Source organism: Polaribacter sp. BM10 (genome assembly GCF_002005425.1).
In the GTDB taxonomy this organism is placed as follows: Bacteria; Bacteroidota; Bacteroidia; order Flavobacteriales; family Flavobacteriaceae; genus Polaribacter; species Polaribacter marinaquae.
In genome coordinates this window covers 2246708-2271505 of record NZ_CP019704.1, presented here as the reverse complement: position 1 = coordinate 2271505, position 24798 = coordinate 2246708, and the positions used below count along the sequence as shown (strand labels likewise).

Here is a 24798-nt window from a genome sequence, read left to right as displayed (position 1 = left end):
TAATGAGTAAAAAACACTTCTTTCAATTTATATTTTTTTTGACTTTAACGATACTTTTTTTAGGTTGTAAATCAGAAAAATCTTCAAAAACATTAAGATTAGGACATACTTTAGATGTGCAGCATCCTGTGCATAAAGCTATGGTAATTTTCGGCGAAGAATTAGATAAGCTATCTAACGGAAAAATTAAGGTAAACATCTATCCTAGTGGGCAATTAGGAGGAGAAAGAGAGTGTTTAGAACTGTTGCAAATAGGTAGTTTAGATATCACTAAAGTATCTGCAGCTGTTCTAGAAAACTTTATTCCAGAATATAAAGTATTTAGTATTCCTTATATGTTTAGAGATAAAGCACATACGTTTAGTGTTTTTGATAGCGAAATTGGTAAAAATTTATTGCTTAAAGGAGAAAGGTTTAGATTACGTGGTTTAACCTTTTATGATGCCGGAAGTAGAAGTTTCTATATGAAAGAAGCACCGGTAAAAATGCCTAAAGACTTAAATGGTAAAAAAATTAGAGTCCAAAAAAGTAATATGGCAGTTGCTATGATAAATGATTTAGGAGGTTCGCCTACACCCATTTCATGGGGAGAGTTGTATACAGCATTACAGCAAGGAGTTGTAGATGGTGCAGAAAATAATCCACCTAGTTTTTATACTTCTAAACATTACGAGGTTTGTAAGTTTTATTCTTTAGATGAGCATACATCTGTGCCAGATGTGTTATTAATTGGTACAGATACTTGGAAACGCTTAAACAATCAAGAAAAAGAGTGGGTTAATAAGGCAATTAAGGTTAGTACTATTGCTCAAAGAAAATTATGGGCAGCATCAGAAAAAGAATCTTTAGCTGCTGTAAAAGCTGCTGGTGTACAGGTTTTTTACCCAGAAAAAAAGCCTTTCGAAGAGCAAACTAAGGGGGTTTTGAGCTTATTTGATGAAAATAAAGAAATGAAAACATTAATAAGTTCTATAAAAAATAAACAATAATGAGAGCAAAAATAGATAGCGTTTTAGAAAAGGTAGTTCTTTTTATATTATTACTGATGTTAGTTAGTGTTGTTTGGCAAGTCTTTTCTAGATTCGTTTTAAGAGCACCCAGTACAATTACAGACGAAATATCAAGTTTTTCATTAATATGGTTAGGTTTATTAGGTGCTGCTTATGCTGCCGGGAAAAACCTTCACTTGGCAATAGATCTAATATCAGAAGACTTAGTAAAAAGAAAACAAGGTTTTTTTAACGGAGTTGTGTTTATATCTATAGCTCTTTTTGCTTTTACAGTCATGATAATTGGTGGCATTAGACTTGTACAATTAAGTTTTCAATTTGGTCAAACTTCTGCCACGCTAGAAATCCCTCTTGGAATAATTTACATGATAGTACCTATTTCTGGTATGTTAATATGTTACTATAGTATTGATACACTTATAAACTTAAGAAAATTAAACAAAGCATAAATTATGAATTTAGTTGAAGTCCTTATTTTAGTTGTTAGCTTTTTAATTTTTTTATCTTTAAGAGTTCCTATCGCTTTTGCTATTGGTTTAGCAGCTTTGTTTACATTATTAAGTGCTATGCCTTTTTTACCATCTGTAACAACATTAGCGCAAAGAATGGCAACTTCATTAGATAGTTTTACATTATCTGCAATACCGTTTTTTATACTAGCAGGTCAAATTATGAATAGAGGAGGTATTGCGGTGCGACTTATAAATTTTGCCAAAGCAATTGTTGGTCCACTTCCGGGTGGTTTAGCATTTGTAAACATTATTTCTTGTATGTTGTTTGGCGCAATATCTGGTTCTGCTGTTGCAGCAGCTTCTGCTATTGGTGGTTTTATGAATCCAATGATGGAAAAAGATGGTTACGACAAATCTTTTAGTGCCGCGGTTAATATTACAAGTGCCACAACAGGATTAATTATTCCACCAAGTAACGTACTTATTGTTTATTCTTTAGCAAGTGGAGGTGTGTCTATAGCTGCTTTATTTATTGCAGGTTATATACCCGGCTTACTAATAGGTTTAGCTTTAATGATTGTTGCCTTAATATATTCTATCATTAAAAAATATCCTACAGATAAATTAGTAGGTTTTAAAGAGTTTTTTAAAAGATTTGTAGACGCTTTTCCTAGTTTAATGCTATTAGTTGTTGTTATTGGTGGTATAGTTGCCGGAATTTTTACAGCAACAGAAGCATCTGCTATTGCTGTAATCTATACATTAGTTTTAGGTTTTGTTTATAAAGAAATTACATTTAAAGATGTTTCCCCAATTTTATTAGAAACAGTAAAAACATCTGCAATTGTTTTATTGTTAGTATCAACTTCTATTGCCATGTCTTGGGTAATGAGTTATGAAAATATACCTCAAGAAATTAGTAATTCATTATTATCAATAAGTGATAATCCGATTGTTATATTAATTATTATTAATTTGATTTTACTATTTGTTGGAATATTTATGGATATGACACCTGCAGTTTTAATTTTTACTCCAATTTTTTTACCAATAGTAACAGGTTTAGGTATGAATCCTATTCACTTCGGAATTATAATGATTATGAATTTATGTATCGGATTATGTACTCCGCCAGTGGGTTCTGTGCTCTTTGTAGGCTGTAGTGTTGCCGATTTAAAAATACAACAAGTAATACGACCATTATTACCTTTATTTTTAGTAATGATTGGCGTATTGTTGCTAATTACTTATTTTCCAGATTTGACACTTTGGTTGCCAAGAGCTTTTGATTTGATATAATATTATTGGTTTGCCAAGAAATATATTTTGTCAATTAGAGTTTAGATAGATTTACAACTTATAAGAAAGAATATTATTAGTTTATTCTTTAGTAGTAAATCTATCTAAGATTTTCATAACATCAACACCATCTTTTACAGTACAAGGGTTTTTAGCTTTTCCTAAAAAGTATTTTACCGTTTCTTCTATTAAAGGTTGTTGTACATGTACGGGGTTTTCAAAAGAAAAAACTTCTTTTTTATTGGTAGTATTTAAAATCACTTTTTTACCGTAAAAAGAGAAAGTGATAGAACCGTTTTCACCATAAATTATACATTGATCTTTTACATCTTTTTCTGATGCAATAAAATTCCAAATACCTCTAAATTGTACCCCGCTTTCAAAGTTTATAATTCCGTTTACAATATCTGCAACTTTATTGTTTTTTGCTGCGGTAGCAAAACCTTGTACATTTTTAATTTTGCCGAAGTAATGAAGCATTAAATCGATTTGATGCGGTGCAATATCATGAAAATACCCACCTCCAGAAGTTTCTGGCTTTAGGCGCCAGTTATCTTCTGTTTTTGCAATTATGTTGTTTGTTGTAGATTGTAAAATAGTAATATCAGCAAAATGTATTTTACCAATGCTGTTCGTGTTTAAAAGTTCTTTAACTTTTTGAAAAGCTGGCAGGTTTCTTCTATAATGTGCAATTACTATTTTCTTATTATCAGTAATTATCTTTTCCAATTCTATGGCTTCATCAGCATTCATAGTCATTGGTTTTTCTAGATAAACAAATTTACCAGCATTTAAACATTGTTTTGCAATTTCTAGATGACTAGAAGGAGGTGTAGCAATGTAAAGTGCATTGATATCAGGATGATTAATGATATCGTCTATAGAATCATAAAAAAAAGGTACATTATGTCTTTTGGCGAAATCTTTAGATTTAGCTTTATTTCTTCTCATTACTGCAACCAATTCAGAATTTGCTACCTTTTGAAAAGCAGGACCACTTTTTATTTCTGCAACATCACCACAGCCAATAATTCCCCATTTAATAGTATCCATTTTATTTAAAATTAAAATAGTTTTTTGCATTATGATAACAAATATCACTTATAATTTTACCAAGAAATTCTTCATCTGCAGGTAACTCACCATTTTCAACATCAGTACCAATGATATTGCATAAAATTCTTCTAAAGTATTCGTGTCTTGGAAACGATAAAAAGCTTCTAGAGTCTGTTAACATACCTACAAAACAAGACAATAATCCTAAATTAGATAATGCATTAATTTGTTTTTCCATACCATCTTTTTGATCTAAAAACCACCAAGCAGCACCGTATTGCATTTTACCCTTTATGGTACCATCATTAAAATTTCCAACCATGGTTGCAAAAACTTCACTATCTGCTGGATTTAAATTATATACAATTGTTTTTGCTAATTGGTTTGTACTATCTAATTTATTTAAGACACCACTTAAAGCATGAGCTTGCGAAAAATCTCCAATAGAATCAAAGCCAGTATCTGGTCCCAGTTGATCAAGTAATCTTTTATTATTATTTCTGATTGCACCTAGGTGAAATTGTTGTGTCCAACCAACTTTATGATACATTTTGCATAACTCAATAACTGTTTTAAATTTAAAGAAGGCAATTTCATTATCTGTTAGAGATTCATTGTTTTTTACTTTACCAAACAAGGAATGTACATCATAAATTTCTTTTTCAAAAAAGTTCAATTGCTCAAAACCATGATCAGATAATCTACCTCCATTATCATTAAAAAAGTTAATCCTACTTTCTAAAGCCTTTAATAAATCATCATAATTATTTATGTTAACTTTCGATACTTTTTCGAGTTTAGATAAATACTGATTATAGGTTTTGGTGTTTTCAACAGCAAGAGAATTATCTGGTCTAAAAGTAGGAAATGTCTGAACTTTAGAAGCATCTTTTTGAATGGCTATATGATATTCTAAAGAATCTGCAGGATCGTCTGTTGTACACAAACTTTCTACATTTTGCATTTTTAGCAAACCGTTAGCAGAGTGAGATTTTTGCTGTAAAATTTTAGAAGTTTTTTCATAAATTTCTTCAGCGTTTTCAGGACACAGAATTTCATCAATATCAAAATATGCTTTTAATTCTAAAGCTGTCCAATGAAAAAGTGGGTTTTTGATAGTGTAAGGAACAACTTCTGCCCATTTTAAGAACTTTTCTTTGTCTGTAGCATTACCCGTAATATATTTTTCATCTATACCAAAAGCACGCATTGCACGCCATTTATAATGATCGCCATATAGCCAAACTTGTGTAATATTTTCGAATTGTTTATCATTTGCAATTTGATCTGGAGGCAAGTGATTATGATAATCTATAATAGGGTTTTTCTTAGCGAAATTGTGATATAATTTTTCTGCAAAATCGTTTTTAAGTAAAAAGTTCTTGGTTAGAAAAGTGTTCATAGTTATTTTTATTTATCTGTAATCTTTATAATGTACAAAGGTAATGTCAAAAAATCTTTTAGTTAACTATCAATAGAAATTAATATTGAATATAAATAAGTTAAAATAATATATATTTCAGTATAGTACAGGATACTGATTTAGTCCATAGTTTGTAAAATTGTGTTAATTAACATTATGGTATAGTTATTATTTACAATTTATTAAAACTAATTTTAAACATGAAACAAACTTTAAAAAAGCGAAATCCATCATTGAGGATAATTCTGGTATTATTTCTCTTGTTTTCGGGTTTTACAAATTTAAACCTAGAAGCCCAAGAAAGAATTACAGGTTCAGTGTCAGATAATAGTGGAAATATTTTACCAGGTGTAAATATTTTACAAAAAGGAACAAGAAATGGTGCAAGTACAGATTTTGATGGTAATTATTCTATTACGCTTCAAAAAGGACAAAAAACACTAGTTTTTTCTTATTTAGGTTATAAACAAAAAGAGGTTTCTGTTGGGAATAATACTACGATTAATGTGGTTTTAGAAGACTCATCAGAATCTTTAGAAGAAATTGTTGTAATTGGTTTTAGAGAAGTAAAAAGAGATAAGATATTAGGAGGGGTTTCTACTGTAAAAGCAGAATCTATTCAGCAAGCAGCACCGGTAGATCCTTTACAAGGTATTCAAGGTAAGATGTCTGGTGTTCAAATTGTTTCTAACAATGGTCCTGGTGAAGGTTTTGATATTAGAATTAGAGGTGTCTCTACTTTTACTGCGGGTAACACAGGACCGTTATATGTTGTAGATGGTCAGCAAACTTTTAATATTGATAATATAGATCCAAATGATATAGAATCTTTAGAGGTTTTAAAAGATGGTGCAACCACAGCAATTTATGGTGCACAAGGTGCAAATGGTGTGGTAATTGTAAAAACAAAAACTGGTAAATCTGGTAAAATACAATTAAGTATTACAAATGTTACAGGGGTAAATAAGCTTATTGGAAATTTACCAGCGCCTAATGCAGCTCAAAGAATAGAGCAGGAAAGAAGAATGAACTTAGGTGGTAGTTTTATTGGCGCAGGTAGAGATTCTTTAAGTTTAGTTGGTAGAAATTCTCCAGACATACAAAAATTAGTTACAAGACCTGCCTTAAGAAACCAGGTAAACGTTGCATTAAGTGGTGGTTCTGATAAAGTAAAGTTTTATTGGAATACAGGGTTCTTTAATGAATCTGGTATCATATTAAATAGTGGTCATAAAAGAGTTAATACTCGTTTAAAATTAGATTTAACACCAAATGAAAAATTTAAAACTGGTACTTTAATTAATTTATCTTATGAATTTACAAATAGTACTACTTCAGGTCCTGTTTTAGGTCACCTTTTAAATAGAGTTGCATATTTACCGTTGTTTGAACCAGATGGAAGTTTTACTCCTGGTTCTCCTCGTAAATTTAGTTTAAATCCCATACAAAATGCTATTTTAAGGAAAAATGACAGAAAAAGATACAGAGCCAATTTATATACTTATGCTCAATATAAAGTATTACCTTCTTTGTCTATAAGATCAACTGTTGGTGCTGATTTCTTTTACGATAAAAGAGAAGGTTTTGTTCCTTCTATATTAGATCCTAGAAACTTTGCAGATGGTAATCCTACAGGTAGCGAAAGACATCAATTAACAACAAGAATACAACAAGATAACACCTTAAATTTTAGCCAGCAATGGGGTGATCATGATTTAGGTGTTTTTGCAGGTATGCAAATACAAAAAATAGTTTCTGATAATTTAAAAATTGATTCTAGATTTTCTAATGATTTAATAGAAACGTTTAATAACGCAGATCCAGAGTTTCTTTTAGTTGATACAGCTGGAGGAGATGCAACTCAAAAAGAATCTACAGGTTTATTTTCTTTATACGCAGGGTTTGATTATGATTATAAAAACAAGTACTTATTAGGGGCAACAATCCGTAGAGATGGTTCTTCAAAATTTGGAGCAAATAATAAGTATGGTATTTTTCCATCTGTTACAGCAGGATGGAGAGTTAGTAAAGAAAATTTCTTAAGAGGAAATTCTGTAATTAAAAATTTATTAGTTAAAGCAAGTTATGGTATTGTAGGTAATGATAGAATACCAAATTATAACTTTACTAGTTCTCTTGTACCTGGTGCAGATTATAATGGTGAAACAGGTTTTGCTCCTAGTAGATTAGGTAATGCAGACTTAAGATGGGAAGAAACAGAATCTACAAACCTGCAATTAGACATGAGTATGTTTAAAGGTAGAAGATTAAACCTTTCTTTAGCATTTTGGAGAAAAGTAACAGATGGTTTGTTGGTAAATACAGAAATACCAGAAGAATCTGGATTTAATAACATTAGAGAAAATAGAGGTATTGTTAGAAATCAAGGTATAGATTTTGAAATTAGTGGAACTATACTTAAAACAAAAGATTTCTCTTGGAAATCTGGATTTAACATTGGTTTGTTAGAAAATACAGTTCAAGAGCTTGATGTTCCAATTCGTACAGGTCGTTTTATAACAGAAGAAGGATCTCCAATAGGAAATATCTGGGGTTATAAAAATCATGGAGTTTTTCAATATGATGAGTCGAATGCATTTACTCCATCAGGAGATAGATTATTTCCAAACTTTGATTCTAACGGATTTTTCTTAGGAACTTATAATATGGCTAACGGAGAGCAATATCCTTTAGATGGTGAGATAAAACAATTAGTTCACGGTTCTACTAGAAATATTTTGAAAGGTGGAGATTATATTTGGGATGATGCCAATGGAGATTTTGTAATTAATAGTGATGATGAGCAAGTTTTAGGTAATGGTTTACCAACAACTTACGGAGGTTTTAGCCATGATTTAACTTATAAAAATTGGACTTTAGGTACCTTATTTGATTATAGTTATGGTAACGAAATCTATAGAAGATATGACCATGATAGAAATAGTTTAAGAGCAACAGTATTAACAGTATCTCCTGATAGATTAGATAACGCTTGGCAAAATCAAGGTGATATTGCTCAATATCCAATATTACAAGCTGGTAGAGCTAGAAACCAAAATAGATTTGATTTTACAAATAGTACAGCGAATAGTACATACGTTTCAGACGGAAGTTTTATTAGATGGAGGTATGTACGTTTAGGATACAAATTTCCTAAAGATGTATTAAAGCAGATAGATATAGGTATTACTGGTTTGAGTTTCAATTTTGCGGTAAACAATCTTTTAACTTGGACTAACTATGAAGGTTATAACCCAGAGTTTGGTAGTAGAGGTAATCCTTTAACACCAAGTGAAGATGCCTTAAGATATCCTAATGATAGAGAGTTTTTACTTACTTTAAAAGCACAATTTTAATCAAATAAAAGTTATGAATATAAATAATATATCAAATAAAATAAAACAAGCACTAATGCTTTGTGCTGCTATAGGATTACTTTATTCTTGTGACGATTTCGTTCAAGAACTTCCTGTAAGTGAAATATCTCCTGATGGGTTTTATTCTAATAATGCAGAATTAGAATCAGGTATAATAGGTGCCTATGATGGTTTACAAGTTGCATATAGTCAATTTTACCTTAATGTTGGTGAATTTAGATCAGACAACTTTCAACCAAATGGAAACAATACTTCTAGAAATTCTTTACATAATAGTACAATAGATCCAGGAGAAGGTTTGTTAAGATGGGCTAATCTTTATACTGTAATTGATAGAGTAAATAGAGTTATTAATGCAGGACCTAATATTGATGGTGTAGATAAAGATTTATTAGGTGAAGCTTATGCAATGAGAGCTAAAATATATTTTGATTTGGCAAGAGTTTGGGGAGATGTACCTGTATTTTTACAATCAATTACAGCGATCAGCGAAACGCAAAAACCGCAAACCTCTTATGAAGATGTTATGAATACTGTTGTAATTCCTGATATGAAAAAGGCAGAAGAATTAATAACAACACCTTCAAGAGAATTTAGATTTTCTCAAGCCAGTGTATTTGCATTACAAGCAGAAGTTTATATGTGGATTAAAGAAGAAGGTTTGGCAAAAGATGCAATAGAAAATTTAATAGCTTTAGGATCTCATAGTTTGGTACAAACACCAGAAGCTTGGCAAGATTTATTTATAAATCAACCAAGTACAGCGGAGTTTCCTCAAGGACCTGGAAAAGTTCAAGCAGGTCCAGAATTAATATTTTCTGTTCACTACGCTTTAGAAGAAACAACTTCTGGTGTTGCAAGAGCTTACATGGCAGGTGCTGCAATTAGTGTAATGTCTGAAGAAGCAGAGACTAAATGGGCAGAAAGGTTTCCAATAGACTCTCTTGGTTGGGCAGATAAGTATACAGCTACAAATAGAAGGTTACCAGTATTTACAAGAGAGATAGAATTAGATGACGGTTCTACAATTATCGAACCGATTTATGGAGATTGGAGACAGTTTGCAACAAGATTTGGTGGAGATTTTGAAGATGGTTTAGGAAGTGATGAGTTTGGTGAAGCAAGATGTGCTAAATGGGTAAAAAATAGATCTCACATAGATCCAAACGACGATGATACTAATTTACCAGTATATCGTTATGCTGATATGATTTTATTATTAGCAGAAGCAGAATTAAAATTACAAAATGCGCCTAAGTGTTTAGAATTAATAAATCAAGTTAGAACAGCAAGACAATTACCTTTAGCTACTGAAGCAGAATTTGGAGACAATTTTGATGCACAATTAGACTTTTTATTAGTAGAAAGACAATTAGAGTTGTTTGGTGAAGGTAAAAGATGGTGGGATTTAGTAAGAAATGATAGAGCTATCGATGTTATGAACCCAATACTAGAAGAAAGAGAAGTAACTCCTCTTACTAGCGATAGAATAATATGGCCAATTTTTATTGATCATTTAAGGGAAAATCCTTTGTTAAACCAAAATCCGGGGTGGTTAAATTAATTTTAAAAATTTAAGACAATATGAAAACATATTTAAAAATTATAGGAGTTGCTTTAATAGCAATTATATTTAACTCATGTACTTTAGAATTACAAGAACCTTTCGATTTTCAACCAGAAAACACGTTTGCAGACCCTTTTCAAAATATGACAGCTTGGGAGCATATTCAAACAAGAACTTCTGGAGGTTTAGTTGATGATCAAGGTAGAAAACGATTAGATGGTGAAGAATTAGATTACATGATTGCTGCAATAAAGCGTGTAGGTTATCAAGATTTATATAATCAAACATCAACAGAAAGAACTTATCTTTTATTAAACAATAATGCCTTTACAGGTGGTAATAGAGATAGAGATATATTAAGAGTTATTACAGGAAGAACACAAAGTCCTGCTGCTAGAGTAGATGCAGACGAAGTAATGGCTGCTATTACATCAGAAGAACAACTTAATATGTTAAAGGCAGTATTAAAATACCATATAGTTACTGAAAAAGTTGCGCAAGTACCTAAGCTTACAATTTTTGATAAAAACTTTGTTTTTAAAACGATATTACCTGCGTTAACATTAGATGTAAATGGTTTGCCAACAGGCTTATCAAACAGTAACGCAGAAATAGTTTTTAGAAGAAATATAGAATGGAAAATGGAAGTAAATCCAATTTCGTCTCCATTAATATCAACAGCAGTTGGTCCTGGATTTAATGAAAAAGTAAGATCACATAACTATGTTTTTAATAACGGTATAGGTCACTATTTAAACGATCCTGTTAGATATCATCCGATTCCTTTTTACGAAAATTACAACGTAGATTAATAATTTAAAAGTGTTTAATTAATTAATCTAGCTTAAAAAAATATAAAAAATGAAAAATAATAAAATCATAAAATTTCTTTTTACAGGTTTGCTAGCTTCTTTATTGCTTGTTTCTTGTAACTTGCCTGAAGACGATGCTGTTTACATACCGTTTGAGCCAGAGTTGGTAGAAAATCCAGAGACAATTACACAGTTTATAATCTTTAGAGATGATTTAAGCATTTTCGAATCTGCAATGCGAATTATGGAAGAAGAAGGTGATGTTAAACTGTTATCAGAATTAAATATTCCTGGTGGTACAACAGTTTTTGCACCAACAAATGATGCTTTTCAACAATTCTTTACTAAAAACGGAATTGATGAAATCGAAGATTTACCTTATGAAGATCTAGAAAGTGTAGTTTTAAATCATATTGTTACTGGTAAATTTTTATCTAGTAGTTTATCTTCTGGTTATGTTTCTACTAGAGCTTTTAGAGAAGATACAGACCAAAATTTAAGCATGTATGTAGAGGTTTCTAATGGTGTTGTTTTAAACGGAGAATCTAAAGTTACTACTGCAGATGTAGAAGCAAATAATGGTGTATTACATATTGTAGATAGTGTAATTGGTCTACCTAGTAACGTAACTTTAATAGAACAAAATCCAGATTTCTCTAGTTTTTTAGAAGCATTAACTAGAGCTGATACTTTTGTAAATGAAGAAGGAAACTCGCCAGAATTAGAAAATTTATTAAGAAACTTAGACAGAAAACTAACTTTATTTATACCTAACAATGCTGCTTTTTCAAGCTTATTATCAGAATTAGGTGTAGCTTCTATACAAGAAATAGAGCCAGAAACTTTAGTTGCTGTATTAGCTATGCATATTGTAAATGGTAAATTTATAAATTCAGAAGATTTAGAGTTAGAAACAGTAGAAACTTTAAGAGGAAATACTATTGATATCGATCCTGATAATTTAACATTAAAAGACTCTAGAGGTAGAGTTGCTAATTTTGATGTAGATTTTATAGACATACAATCTGCTGGTGGTGTTATACATGCTATCGATAAAGTATTGTTAAATCCAGAGATGTAAATATAAATTTAAAATAAAATTCAATAAAACCCTCTATTTTATAGAGGGTTTTTTTATGTTCGTTTTAGAATGAAATCATCATTTATATCTAAAAAATAGTACTAAATTAATTTTTATATTGAACTTAGGTAAACAATATTATACTTGATTTTTTTCAGGACAGGGCAGGATGCAATTTAAAAGTACTAGGTATATTTTTATCCATAAACAATATTCAGAAATTAATAAGATTTAATTAAGATAAGACCATATGTTAAAGCGCAGTTTTTTATTACTTTTTTTAAGTTTCTATAGCTTAATAAACGCACAAAGCAATTCTAATTCAGAAAAACCTAATATTATTTTTATATTAACTGATGATCAACGTTTTGATGCAATTGGTTATGCTGGTAATAAATTTGTTGAAACTCCAGAAATGGACGATTTAGCAAAATCTGGTACTTATTTTAACTCGGCTATTGTTACTACACCAATATGTGCAGCAAGTAGAACAAGTATTTTAACCGGTTTACATGAAAGAGCGCATAATTTTAATTTTCAAACAGGTAATGTAAGAGATGAGTATATGGATAACTCTTATCCAAGATTACTTAAAGATAGCGGTTATTATACCGGTTTTTATGGTAAATACGGTACAAGGTATAATCATTTAGATAAACAATTTGATGAATATGAATCTTACGATAGAAATAATCGTTTTAAAGATAGAAGAGGTTATTATTATAAAACTTTAGATAAAGATACTGTTCACCTAACTAGATATACAGGTCAAAAAGCAATAGATTTTATAGATAAAAATGCAAGTAACAAGAAACCGTTTTGTTTATCATTAAGTTTTAGTGCGCCTCACGCACATGATGGTGCACCAAAACAATATTTTTGGCAAGAACCATTAGATGCGATGTTAAGTGGTACAACAATACCAGAACCTGAATTAGCGGAAGACAAATATTTTTTAGCACAACCTAAGATTGTAAGAGATGGATTTAACAGATTACGTTGGACTTGGAGATATGATACGCCAGAAAAATATCAGCATAGTTTAAAAGGGTACTATAGAATGATTTCTGGTATCGATTTAGAAATTAAAAAAATACGTGCTAAACTTAAAGAAACAGGTCAAGATAAAAACACAGTCATTATTTTAATGGGTGATAACGGATACTTTTTAGGAGAACGTCAGTTTGCGGGAAAATGGTTAATGTATGATAATTCTATAAGAGTACCATTAATTGTCTTTGATCCTAGAGAAAACAAGCATCAAGATATAGATGATATGGTTTTAAATATAGATGTTACTAAAACCATTGCAGATTTAGCAGGTATTAAAGCACCAAATACATGGCAAGGTAAAAGTCTTATGCCAATTGTTAGACAAGAAAAAAAATCAATAGAAAGAGATACAATTTTAATAGAACATATCTGGGATTTTGATAACATTCCGCCAAGTGAGGGTATTCGTACTAAAAAATGGAAATACTTTAGATATGTTAATGATAAGACTATCGAAGAACTATATAATTTAGAAAAAGACCCACAAGAGATTAAAAATTTAGTAGGAAAAAGAAAATACAGAAAGGTTTTAGCAAATTTGAGAGCTAAAACAGATGAATTAATCAAAAAAAATAGCAACCATTTTAGAGCAGCACCTACAGATTTAACAGTAGAGTTGATAAGAGCTCCAGAAACAGATGTAGAAATTTTTGATTTAAAACCAGAATTTGGTTGGACAGTTCCTCTAGGTGCAAAATACCAAGGAGCATATCAAATTTTAGTGGCTTCTAGCAAAGAAATTATCGACGCTAATAACGGAGATGTTTGGGATAGTAAAAGAGTCGCATCATCAAAATCTACAGATGTAGAATATGAAGGGAAAGATTTAGAAATAGGAAAAACATATTTCTGGAAAGTTAGAATTTGGGACGAAGCAAACAGACTGGTAGATTATGCAGCACCTCAGAAATTTACTACAGGTAAAAGTAGTAGCTATATTATATCGACAGAAAATAAATTTATTACTGCTAAAATAAAACCTAAAAAGTTTAAAAAATTAGGGAATTTATATGTTATGGATTTTGGAAAAGCAGCTTTTGCTACCCTTAATTTTAACTACAATGCAAAAACACCGCATACACTTACTGTAAGAGTTGGAGAAATGGTTAATGATAATGGAAGTGTAAATAGAACGCCTCCAAAAGTTAGTAATATTCGTTATCAAGAATTAAAGGTAGATGTAAAACCAGGAAAAACTCAATATCAGATTCAAGTACAAACGGATGAAAGAAATACAAGACCTAATAAGGCAATACCTTTACCAAAAGGTTTTCCTCCTTTAGTTCCTTACAGATATGCAGAAATAGAAGGTTTTCAAGGAGAATTAAAAGCAGAAGATTTTACACAATTAGCCTTTCATACCTATTGGGATGAAGATGCAAGTAGCTTTAAGAGTAATAATACTATTTTAGACCAAGTTTGGGATTTATGTAAATACTCAATCAAAGCAACAACTTTTAATGGGCTGTATGTAGATGGAGACAGAGAACGTATTCCTTATGAAGCAGATGCATATTTAAATCAGTTAAGTCATTACACAACAGATAGAGAATTTGCTATGGCAAGAAGAACTATCGAGTATTTTATGCAACATCCAACGTGGCCAACAGAATGGCAACAACATGTTCCGTTATTAATCTATGCAGATTATATGTACACAGGAAATACGGAGTTGGTAGAACGATATTATGATGCACTAAAACATAAATCTTTGTATGAATTATCTAATGAAGATGGATTAATCACATCTACTAAGGTTGATGCGGCATTTATGAAGAAATTAGGTTTCCCAGAAGGATACAAAAAACCATTAACAGATATTGTAGATTGGCCAGGGAAAAACTTTAACAGAAGTAAAACAAAAGGAGAGCGTGATGGGTTTGTATTTAAACCTTACAGTACAGTAATTAACTCATTTTTCTATGAAAACATGAAGATTATGGCTGAATTTGCTAAAATCTTAGGAAAAACTCAAGAAGCTTTAGATTTTGAATACAGAGCAATTAAAGCAAAAAAAGCAGTAAATGAACAAATGTTCGATAAAGAACGAGGAATTTATGTTGATGGAATAGGTACAGATCACGCTTCTTTACATGCAAACATGATGCCTTTAGCATTTGGTTTAGTACCAGAAGAACATTACGAGTCTGTAGTGAATTTTGTAAAATCTAGAGGAATGGCTTGTAGTGTTTACGGAGCTCAATTTCTAATGGATGGATTATACAATGCAGGTGAAGAAGATTATGCTTTAGACTTATTAACAGATACTTCATCTAGAAGTTGGTATAATATGATTAAAATTGGCTCTACAATTACTTTAGAAGCTTGGGATAATCAATATAAAAATAACTTAGATTGGAACCATGCTTGGGGTGCAGTACCTGCAAATGTAATTCCTAGAGGTTTATGGGGTATAAAACCAAAAACAGCTGGTTTTGGTGTTGCTACTATTAAACCTCAAATGAGTAAGTTAAAAAAGAGCTCTATAGAAGTACCTACCGTTAGAGGAACAATAAAAGCAAACTATACTTATAATGGTAAGAGGTTACAAACCTACGAAATTGAAATTCCAGGTAACATGGTAGCAGAGTTTTCTTTAAATGGTTCAGAAGGAAAAGAATTTATTCATAACGGAAAAAGTGTTCCTTCTGCATTTAAAGTAGTAAGGTTAACACCAGGTAAACACACAATTCAATTAAAGATTAACTCGTTTTAAAAAATTAAAATATAAACTTTTAAAAAGCAACCTTAAAGTGTAAAAACTTAAAGGTTGCTTTTTTTATAAACGATAATTTTTCTTCCCAGAAACATTAATTACTAATACATTTGGTAACATACTTTCAATTAGAATATGTGATATTTTAACCTAAATATTTACAAAATTCCCCCTAACACATAATAGTACAGGATACTACAATGTTTCTAAATTGTTAAAATTGTGTTAATTAACAATACTAATCTTACCTAATAATTCATTTCCCTACAATGTTATTAGGTTTAATAAACACAATTATGAGAAAAATTTTACAAAAATTATTTTTTGCTGTACTTGTTATAAATTGTTCTGCACTTTATAGCCAAACTACATTACCTGGAACCATTGAGGTTGAGAATGGTGATCTTTCACAAAATAACAACCATTTTGAGCGAAATATTGTAGGGTCTGGAAATGGAGGAACAAATAATATAGTATTAGGATTTAGAAAAACCCGTACCGAAGCGGTTGATGGAGATGGCGAAAGTGGTGCTGGTGTAAACGGTACTATAATTAATAATGTAACTGTTACAGCAGATGGGAATTATGATTTTACATTCACGTATTTCAAAAATTCATCCGACAATACAATAACAATAAATTCTACAGATGCCACTGGAGGTAACTCTACCACATTGGCTTCATTTACATTAATTAGAAACGATGCTTCTGGAAACAATACAGCTACAACTAGTAGTTATAGCACACAAACAGTTACAGGTGTTGCTTTAACTACAGGTATAAATTATATTACAATAACAAATGCTGCATCAGCAATTCTTAATTTAGATAATGTTATAGTAACTGCTTCATCTGCTGCTATTCCGCCAACAATGACATCTAATGGAACAGGAAATTGGAATGAAGCTTCGACATGGACCGTGTCTGGAACAGCTGCAACTACACCAAGTACAACACCAACCGCAGAGTATGACGTTGTAATAGGTGCGCATATAATAACAATACCATCTGGTATGGGTGCCGCAGAAGCAAAATCAATTACATGTGCAGCTGGTCAAGGTGGGCAATTAATTTTAAGACAAAATAATACTTTAACAGTTACTGATGATATTTCTTTTGATAAGTCTAATGATGGAATGATTTTGTACGCCCAAAACGGTAACTTTTCTACGGTAACTTTTGGTGGGTCTTATCTCTCTGGTAAGAAAACGACTATTATCAAAAGATTATCAGAAGATAAATGGACTTTAGTTTCATCAGGTTTAAATAATTCAAAACAATTTAAAACATTAGATGATAGTAGAAATTACACAGTTAAAGTAGGCACTAAACATGCTTTTGGTTCTTATGATGATTCTAGACCTGCATTTGATGCGGCGGCACCAGCAGGCACAACTGGTAAATACGTATACGTTAATGATGGTTATGGTACAGGACCTACTTGGGGTAGTGGAATAGGTTGGGCTACAAAATCAGATGAAGACCCAGCTAATACTTCAGATAGTAAGCACGATGTGGTTTTTCAAGGAGATTTACACTCTGCAGATGTTCCTGTTTCTCTAGCTAATGCAGGTTTCAATTTGGTAGGAAACCCTTACCCAACTTATTTATATGGAAACGATGATACCGTAGAAGCAACCAATAATGTATTAACTGTAAATGCTGATAAATTAACAGAACCTACCTTATGGTTTTGGGATTCTGATAATGAAACATGGATTACAAAGAATCAGTCTAGTGGCGCATATCATATTAGTCCTCTTCAAGGTTTCTTTGTTAAAACTAATGCAGCATCTACGTCTTTTAGTTTCACAGAGGCAATGCAGACACACACATCTAATAGTGATACATTTTTAAAATCTTCTAACAGCAATTTTTCTATCGACTTATCTATAGAAAATGAAGGAAGAACTACAAGCACTTTAGTTAATTATTTAGAGAACACAACCACTTCTTTTGATAATGGTTTTGATAGCTCAACATTTGGTGGTTATTCTTCTACTTTAGAGATTTATACACATCTTTTAGATGATAACACCAGTAAAAAATTAGCAATACAATCTTTACCTAATAATAATTTAGAAGATATGATTGTACCTGTAGGAATTTCTGCAGCAGTAAATTCAGAAATTTCTTTTACTGCAGAAACTTTAAATGTGCCAACTGGTTACAAAGTGTTTTTAGAAGATAAATTAAAAAATACGTTTACAAGATTAGATGAAGCGGATGCTAAATATACTACTACAGTAACAGAAAAGATTACAGACGGACGTTTTTACATACATACTTCTGCGAAAAATGTTTTAAGTATAGAGTCAGAATTATTAAATAGCATTAGTTTATATAAATCTAGTAATACAACTTTAAAAATTATTGGTTTATCTCAAGGAAAAACTAATTTAAAATTATACAATGTTTTAGGGAAACAAGTGCTAAGTCACTCTTTTATTGCTAATGGTGTTAAAGAAATTTCTTTACCAAAATTGTCTAAAGGTGTTTATGTTGTTCAATTAGAAACTGAAATTGGAAAACTGAACAAGAAGATAGTTTTAGAATAATCGATTATTAATTAACGTCAAAAACAAAATATCATGAATAAAAACATAAAAAACACCCAAAATAAAGAGCAAGACATTACACGTAAAGAAGCTATAAAAAAAATAGGTAATTATGGTAAATATGCAGCATTAACTGCTTTAGGAACCTACATGATATTAAATCCTCAAAAATCTCAAGCTCAAAGCCCAGAAGCACCTGGAGTAGGATTTTAATGTTAAAACTAATTCAAATAAAAACACCAACTAATTTTAAAGTTGGTGTTTTTTTTTGGGCCAAACACAACAGGATAAAGTTTTGTTTTACAATTTCTAAATTTACTTTTGATAAGTAGTAATAGATGAAAATAAATAAACTAATCACAATATTTTTATTGACAATTTTTACATTTTTAGGATGTAAAACCAATCAATTCTTAAAAAATAATATTAATACCAAAGACTATGTTTTTATCGAGGCAGAAAAAACAGTATCAGATTTACAAAAATGGCAATTGGTTCAAAAAGGTGACCAAAATTATATAGAAAGAGCTTCTGGAGATGCTTATTTAGAATTTATGGGAAATAAACCCATTACCGGAAAACCCAATTCTCCTTTAATTTATCAGTTTACTGCACCTAAAACAGGAGATTTTCAATTAATGCTAATGTCTAGCAAAAGATTAGAAGGTGTAAAAAGTGATTGGTGTAATGATGCTTATGTAAGACTTTCTGGAGATTTTGAATCAGCAAGTAAATTATCAAAAGAAGCCTTAGAAAAAGACATCAAAATTTTACAAGACGGTAATGATGAAACTGCAGAGTTAGAGTGGCATTGGGCTTCAACTGCAGAAAAGGATAGACATGTTTATAACAATTTCATCTATCAACTTAAAAAAGAAGAAAAGTATACACTAACACTATCAGGTAGGTCAAAACGTTTTAGTATAGATTATATCGTTTTGTATGATATAGACAAAATTGATTCTAAAAAAGCAAAACAATTATTTAAAATTAAACAGTAAAATGAGCAAAAAAACGCTATTCGTAATTGCATTTTTAAGCATTGTGTTTCAAATGCATGCACAGCAAAGTAGGGTAAAATACAATTTTAATCCAGAATGGAAATTTACCAAAGCAAATCCAACAGACGCACATCTGGTCAATTATGATGATTCAAATTGGTCTACTATAAGTACGCCACATACGTTTAACGATACAGATACGTTTGACGATTTAAGTATTGGAAAACATATTGGAGAAAAAAATCAGTTTAGAGGAACAGTTTGGTATAGAAAACATTTTAAACTGCCAAAGTCAGACGCAGGTAAAAAGATTTATATCGAATTTGAGTCGGTTCGTCAAATTGCAGATGTGTACATCAATGGTACTTATTTAGGAACCAATAAAACAGGTTTTATTCCTTTTGGATATGATATTTCTAAACATTTAAAGTTCGATGGTCAAGAAAATATTATCGCAGTAAAAGTAAACAACGATAGAGGAGAACATTTTAGAGAAAACTTCCCTCTAGTTTGGCATCATGAGCATTGGCACCCAAACCATGGTGGAATTTATAGAAATGTTTTTTTACATGTTATGAATCCTGTTCATATTACTTTGCCTTTGTACGACAATTTAAAAACTGTTGGAACCTATGTTCATGCAGAAAACATATCAAAAAAGAAAGCAGACGTTCATATTTCTGCAGAGACTGTTAACGAATCAACAGAAGAGAAAAAAATTACTTTTGAAGCCAAAATAATTGATGCTAATGGTAAAGAAGTAAGTTGCGAAAGAAAAACAGCCGTTTTAAAAGCAGGAGAAAAAGCAACCTTTTCTACAAAAAATAAAGTAAAAAATCCAAATTTATGGTACACTCGTAAACCATACATGTATAAAGTAGTTACTACATTAAAAGAAGGTGAAATAGAATTAGACTCTTACACAACACCTTTAGGAATTAGAACTTTTAAGTTTGATAAAGACACAGGTTTTCATAATAATGGAGAGTATGCTAAACTACATGGTTGGGGACAAAAACCTACTGCTGGTTGGGCTGGTTTAGGAGCTGCACAACCAGATTGGTTAAAAGAATTTACCTATCGTTTAATGGATGAAGCAGGAGGTAATTTTATACGTTGGGGGCATTGTGCTGGTTCACCGGCAGAAATTGCAATGGGAGACAAATATGGTTTTGTAACTTTAATGCCAGGTGTTAGTGGAGAATCTCAAGACGAAGGAGAAACTTGGGATATTAGAATTGCTGCTTTTAGAGATATGATTGTGTATTATAGAAATCACCCATCCATATTTATTTGGGAAGGTGGTAACTGGGCAGAAACCGAAGCACACTATAAAGAAATTTTAAAGATTATTAATACCTATGATCCTCAAGGAAAACGTTTAATGGGAAATAGAAGAGCAGATGTAAAAGAAGATTCAGAACCATATATTTCTATTGAAATTGGTACAGAAGGTTGGCAAAGAGAATATGCCCATTTACCTTTAATTGAAAGTGAATATTTAAGAGATGAAGGTGCAAGACGTGTTTGGGATAAATTTACTCCTGATGACAATTTTTGGACCCATCCTAACATCTCAAGAAACGTTTATAAAATTGGTTCAGAAATTTTTGCGATTCGTCAAGTAGAAGATTGGTGGGATAAAATGGGAAAGAAATCGTATCACAGTGGAGGTGCTAATTGGGTGTTTTCAGATGGTACTCATGGTGGTAGAAATCCAACAGAAGTTACCAGAGCAAGTGGCGAGGTAGATGCTGTAAGATTAAAAAAGGAAGCTTTTTACACCACAAAAGCAATGTGGAGACCAGAACCTCAAATTCATGTAGTTGGTCATTGGAATTACGAAGCAGGTACAAAAAAAACAATGTATGTAGTTTCTAACTGTACAAAAGTAAAATTATACATCAACAATAAATTAATAGCAATAGATGACAAAGCTGATAATGGGTATTTGTATAAATTCCCTAATGTTGAATTCCTAGAAGGAGAAATTAAAGTAGAAGGCTATTTAAATGATAAATTATTAGTTTCTCAAACTAAAAAAACTGCTGGCGAACCAGTTGCTATAAAATTAACATCAACAGTTGGACCAAAAGGATGGCTTGCTAATGGTGCTGATATTGCTTTGGTTGATTTTGAAATTGTTGATAAAGACGGAAATAGAAATCCTTTAGGAAGAAACAAAGTAGACTTTACCATTTCTGGTCCTGGAATTTGGAGAGGTGGTTATAATAGTGGAAAAGCAAACACCACAAACAATTTGTTTTTAGATGCAGAAGCTGGTATCAATCGTGTTGCAATTCGTGCTATGTTGCATGCAGGTGATGTAACCATTACCGCTAGTGCAGAAGGTTTAAAATCAGATACGATAACTATTACATCTAAACCTGTAGCAATTGATAACGGATTGTCAAAATTATTACCTCAAGAATTTAAAGTTGATGCTAATTTTGAAGAACCTTTACCAATTTACACACCAAAAACTGAACCTTACAACCCTGCAAGAGTTAACAAAAGCGATTTATTTACTAAGTTTAGTTACACAGGAAATGGAAAAGCAGCACTCAGAAAAAATGTACATTGGGGTAAAAAAGCCTATACAGATATGGAACATAATTATACGGTTATTCCTAAATATTTGGTAGGTTCAGAATACATTAGAGTTCCGAATTCTGATGGTAAATATTGGGCAAGAGATCAATTACAATTTATTGCAGGTAAAGACATGATTATTTATGTTGGTCATGATGATCGTGTAGTAAGACCCGTATTTTTAACCAAAGATTATAAAGATACAGGAGATGATGTTAATTTAGGAGGTGTTAAAATGTCACTTTTTAAAAGAATAGCAAAAAAAGGAGAAAGTATAATTATGGCAGGTAATAGTGATGGTGATGTTCCTGAAAATACAAGAATGTATTTTGTAATTGGAAAAAAAGTAAAAAAATAACGAATCTATTATATTATAATTTTTTGGAAAGAAAAAGTTAAGGTTTCTTGTACTTTAAATACCATTATAGTACAGGATACCTTTTTTTAGTATAAAAATTATTTTTATTTTTCTTTAGAAGGATTAATAAAAATTAAATACGAATCAATTCAATTTCAAAATAAAACAATACATGAAGAAATTACTAATTTTATCTTTAATCGCAGTTCTCTTTTATGCATGTGAAGATTCATCATCAAAAGAAAAAGATTATAAAGATAAATCTTTATCAATAGATGAAAGAGTTGACGCACTACTACCGCTAATGTCTACAGAAGAAAAAGTAGCACAAATGCGAATTTTTCATGCCAATATTGGTGCAAAACCAGACGAAAATGGAAATTTAAAACTATCTAAAAGAGTTATTAAGAAACTTAAATTAGGTATTGCAGGAATTAAAAATCCAGGAGAACATATAGACCCTGTTGCCGCTGCAAAAATGAATAACGAATTGCAGAAATATATTATTGAAAACAACAGATGGGGCATACCTGCTTTATTTGTTACAGAATCGTATAATGGTGTAGATGCTGATGGTTGTACTTTGTTTGGTCGTCCAATGACGTCTGCAGCATCATTTAATCCAGAATTGGTGCAAAGACAATGGGATGTTGTAGGTAGAGAAGCACGTTTAAGAGGGATGCACATGTGCCATTCGCCAGAAGCAGATGTTGTTAGAGATCCTCGTTTTGGTAGAATGAGTGAAGCTTTTGGAGAAGATACTTATTTGGTAACACAAATGGTAAAAAGTGCCGTAAAAGGAGTGCAAGGAGATTATAAAGGTTTAGGAGCAGGAACACATATTGGTGCTGTTGCAAAACATTTTGCAGGTTATGGCCAAGTGTTAGGAGGTTCTAACTTTGCAGCGATAGAAATATCTGAAAGAACTTTAATAGATGAAATTTATCCACCTTTCGAGGCTGCTGTTAAAGAAGCAAAAACATTAGGAATTATGGCTTCTCATGGAGATTTAAACGGAGTAGCTTCTCATGGAAATAAAGAATTATTAACAGGAGTTTTAAGAGACGATTGGGGTTTTGAAGGATATGTAGTTTCAGATTCTAATGATATTGCACGTTTATTTTACTTTATGGGTGTTGCAGAATCTCCAGAAGCTGCTGCACAAATGGGGCTAGAAGCAGGTATAGATATCGATTTATATGCAGAAGATTCGTATTCTTATTTACCAAAAATGGTAGAAAAAAATCCTGAATTAATGAAGTTGATTGATCGATCTGTTAAACGTGTTTTAAGAACAAAGTTTATCTTAGGTTTGTTTGATAATCCTTACATAGATTTAGAAGAAACTAAAAAAGGAGTTCGTGCTGAATCTTCTTTAGAATTGGCAAAAGAGTCGGATTTAGAATCTATCATTTTACTAAAGAATGAAGAAAATACGTTGCCTTTAAATAAAAATAAATCAACAAAAGTTGCTCTTTTAGGTCCTTTATTAAAAGAGAATACCAAAGAAATGTTTGAGTCTGCAGTTGGAAATAGCAATGTAAAATTCACCGCAGAAAAAGGGTTTAATTTAACTAACGAAAAAGGTGGTGCTCCAGAATTATTAGATAGAGATCCAAAAGCGATTGCTAAATTGGTAAATATTGCAAAACGATCTGATGTGGTTGTGTTGTTTTTAGGAGGCGATAAATTTACAGCGAAAGAAGCATATTTTAGCAATAGTACTTTAGGAGACAGAGCAACTATAGATCCTGTGGGGCCACAAGATGAATTGGTAGAAAAAATTACAGCTTTAGGTAAAAAGGTAATTGTCGTTTTAAAACACAGAAGAACATTATCTATAAACACAATTGCAAAAGAAGCGGATGCTGTTTTAGATACTTGGGATTTAAGTGAATTTGGAGATCATTCTACTGCTAAAATTATTTTTGGTGATGTTTCTCCTTCAGGAAAATCTCCCGTAACTATTCCAAGATCAATAGGTCAGTTACCTTATCATTATAGTATGAAAGAAATCAACTATAAAAAAGAATATTTATTCTTAGAAAAAGGACCAATTTATCCTTTTGGACATGGTTTAAGTTATGGGAAATTTGAATATTCAGATATTAAATTATCAAGTTCAGAAATTACACCAGATACAGAAATTACTGCAAGTGTAACAGTAACTAACAACAGCAAAGTAAAAGCTAAGGAAGTAATACAAATGTATCTTAAAGATGAAATTGGATCTGTAACAAGACCAGATAAAGAATTAAAAGGATTTCAGAAGATTGAATTTGCTGCAGGCGAAAGTAAAACGATATCTTTTAAAATTACACCTAAAATGTTAGAATTTACAGGCCTTTCTATGCAAAAAGTATTAGAAGCTGGAGATTATACTGTTAAAATAGGTACTTCTTCAAATGAATATTTAGAAGCAAAATTCAAATTAAAAAAATAG

At 31.2% G+C, this 24798-nt stretch carries 15 protein-coding genes; 13 read left to right on the top strand and 2 right to left on the bottom strand.

From position 1 onward, the window contains the following. Nucleotides 1–2: 2 nt before the first annotated feature. The 3 genes from BXQ17_RS09970 to BXQ17_RS09960 are packed head-to-tail and all read left to right on the top strand — an operon-like array spanning nucleotide 3 to nucleotide 2761. Entirely contained in the window at nucleotides 3–989 is a 987-nt protein-coding gene (locus BXQ17_RS09970) for a TRAP transporter substrate-binding protein (RefSeq protein ID WP_077810505.1), read from the top strand. Continuing rightward, the gene (locus tag BXQ17_RS09965; protein WP_077810504.1) at nucleotides 989–1459 is read left to right on the top strand and encodes a TRAP transporter small permease; all 471 of its coding nucleotides are present in this window, start codon (nucleotides 989–991) and stop codon (nucleotides 1457–1459) included. The genes BXQ17_RS09970 and BXQ17_RS09965 overlap by 1 nt, the downstream gene beginning before the upstream one ends. A gap of 3 nt (nucleotides 1460–1462) precedes the next feature. Continuing rightward, the gene (locus BXQ17_RS09960; RefSeq protein WP_077810503.1) at nucleotides 1463–2761 is read left to right on the top strand and encodes a TRAP transporter large permease; all 1299 of its coding nucleotides are present in this window, start codon (nucleotides 1463–1465) and stop codon (nucleotides 2759–2761) included. 81 nt (nucleotides 2762–2842) lie between these two features. Here BXQ17_RS09960 and BXQ17_RS09955 read toward each other — a convergent pair whose 3' ends face one another. Together BXQ17_RS09955 and uxaC are read right to left on the bottom strand one after the other, a co-directional pair. Next, a complete protein-coding gene (locus BXQ17_RS09955) occupies nucleotides 2843–3814 on the bottom strand; it encodes a Gfo/Idh/MocA family protein (protein WP_077811404.1) in 972 nt (323 codons plus the stop codon). Between the two features lies 1 nt (nucleotide 3815). Then, entirely contained in the window at nucleotides 3816–5219 is a 1404-nt protein-coding gene (gene uxaC, locus BXQ17_RS09950; protein ID WP_077810502.1) for a glucuronate isomerase, read from the bottom strand. A gap of 221 nt (nucleotides 5220–5440) precedes the next feature. Between uxaC and BXQ17_RS09945 the strand changes: the two genes are divergently transcribed. The 10 genes from BXQ17_RS09945 to BXQ17_RS09900 all read left to right on the top strand — a co-directional run bounded on the left by BXQ17_RS09945 (nucleotide 5441) and on the right by BXQ17_RS09900 (nucleotide 24798). After that, nucleotides 5441–8596, top strand: a complete 3156-nt coding sequence (locus BXQ17_RS09945) for a SusC/RagA family TonB-linked outer membrane protein (protein WP_077810501.1) — start codon at nucleotides 5441–5443, stop codon at nucleotides 8594–8596. 13 nt (nucleotides 8597–8609) lie between these two features. Beyond that, nucleotides 8610–10181, top strand: coding sequence for a RagB/SusD family nutrient uptake outer membrane protein (locus BXQ17_RS09940; protein ID WP_077810500.1), 1572 nt, complete (start codon nucleotides 8610–8612; stop codon nucleotides 10179–10181). 20 nt (nucleotides 10182–10201) lie between these two features. Then, nucleotides 10202–10996 (top strand): hypothetical protein, encoded by a 795-nt coding sequence (locus BXQ17_RS09935; RefSeq protein WP_077810499.1) that lies wholly within the window; start codon nucleotides 10202–10204, stop codon nucleotides 10994–10996. 49 nt (nucleotides 10997–11045) lie between these two features. Continuing rightward, nucleotides 11046–12077 carry a fasciclin domain-containing protein gene (locus BXQ17_RS09930; RefSeq protein WP_077810498.1) on the top strand — a complete coding sequence of 344 codons (1032 nt, stop codon included), beginning with the start codon at nucleotides 11046–11048 and terminating at the stop codon, nucleotides 12075–12077. Nucleotides 12078–12327: 250 nt separating this feature from the next. Continuing rightward, nucleotides 12328–15846 carry a sulfatase-like hydrolase/transferase gene (locus BXQ17_RS09925; RefSeq protein WP_077810497.1) on the top strand — a complete coding sequence of 1173 codons (3519 nt, stop codon included), beginning with the start codon at nucleotides 12328–12330 and terminating at the stop codon, nucleotides 15844–15846. Between the two features lie 296 nt (nucleotides 15847–16142). Then, complete coding sequence (locus tag BXQ17_RS09920) at nucleotides 16143–18404, top strand: T9SS type A sorting domain-containing protein (RefSeq protein WP_187661394.1); 2262 nt, start codon at nucleotides 16143–16145, stop codon at nucleotides 18402–18404. A 33-nt stretch (nucleotides 18405–18437) separates the two neighbouring features. Then, nucleotides 18438–18617: a hypothetical protein gene (locus BXQ17_RS09915; protein WP_077810495.1), complete on the top strand. Its 180-nt coding sequence runs from the start codon at nucleotides 18438–18440 to the stop codon at nucleotides 18615–18617. A 158-nt stretch (nucleotides 18618–18775) separates the two neighbouring features. Then, nucleotides 18776–19405: a hypothetical protein gene (locus BXQ17_RS09910; protein WP_187661393.1), complete on the top strand. Its 630-nt coding sequence runs from the start codon at nucleotides 18776–18778 to the stop codon at nucleotides 19403–19405. A gap of 1 nt (nucleotide 19406) precedes the next feature. Then, nucleotides 19407–22355, top strand: a complete 2949-nt coding sequence (locus BXQ17_RS09905) for a glycoside hydrolase family 2 protein (RefSeq protein WP_149025896.1) — start codon at nucleotides 19407–19409, stop codon at nucleotides 22353–22355. Nucleotides 22356–22527: 172 nt separating this feature from the next. Next, nucleotides 22528–24798, top strand: a complete 2271-nt coding sequence (locus BXQ17_RS09900) for a glycoside hydrolase family 3 N-terminal domain-containing protein (protein ID WP_077810492.1) — start codon at nucleotides 22528–22530, stop codon at nucleotides 24796–24798.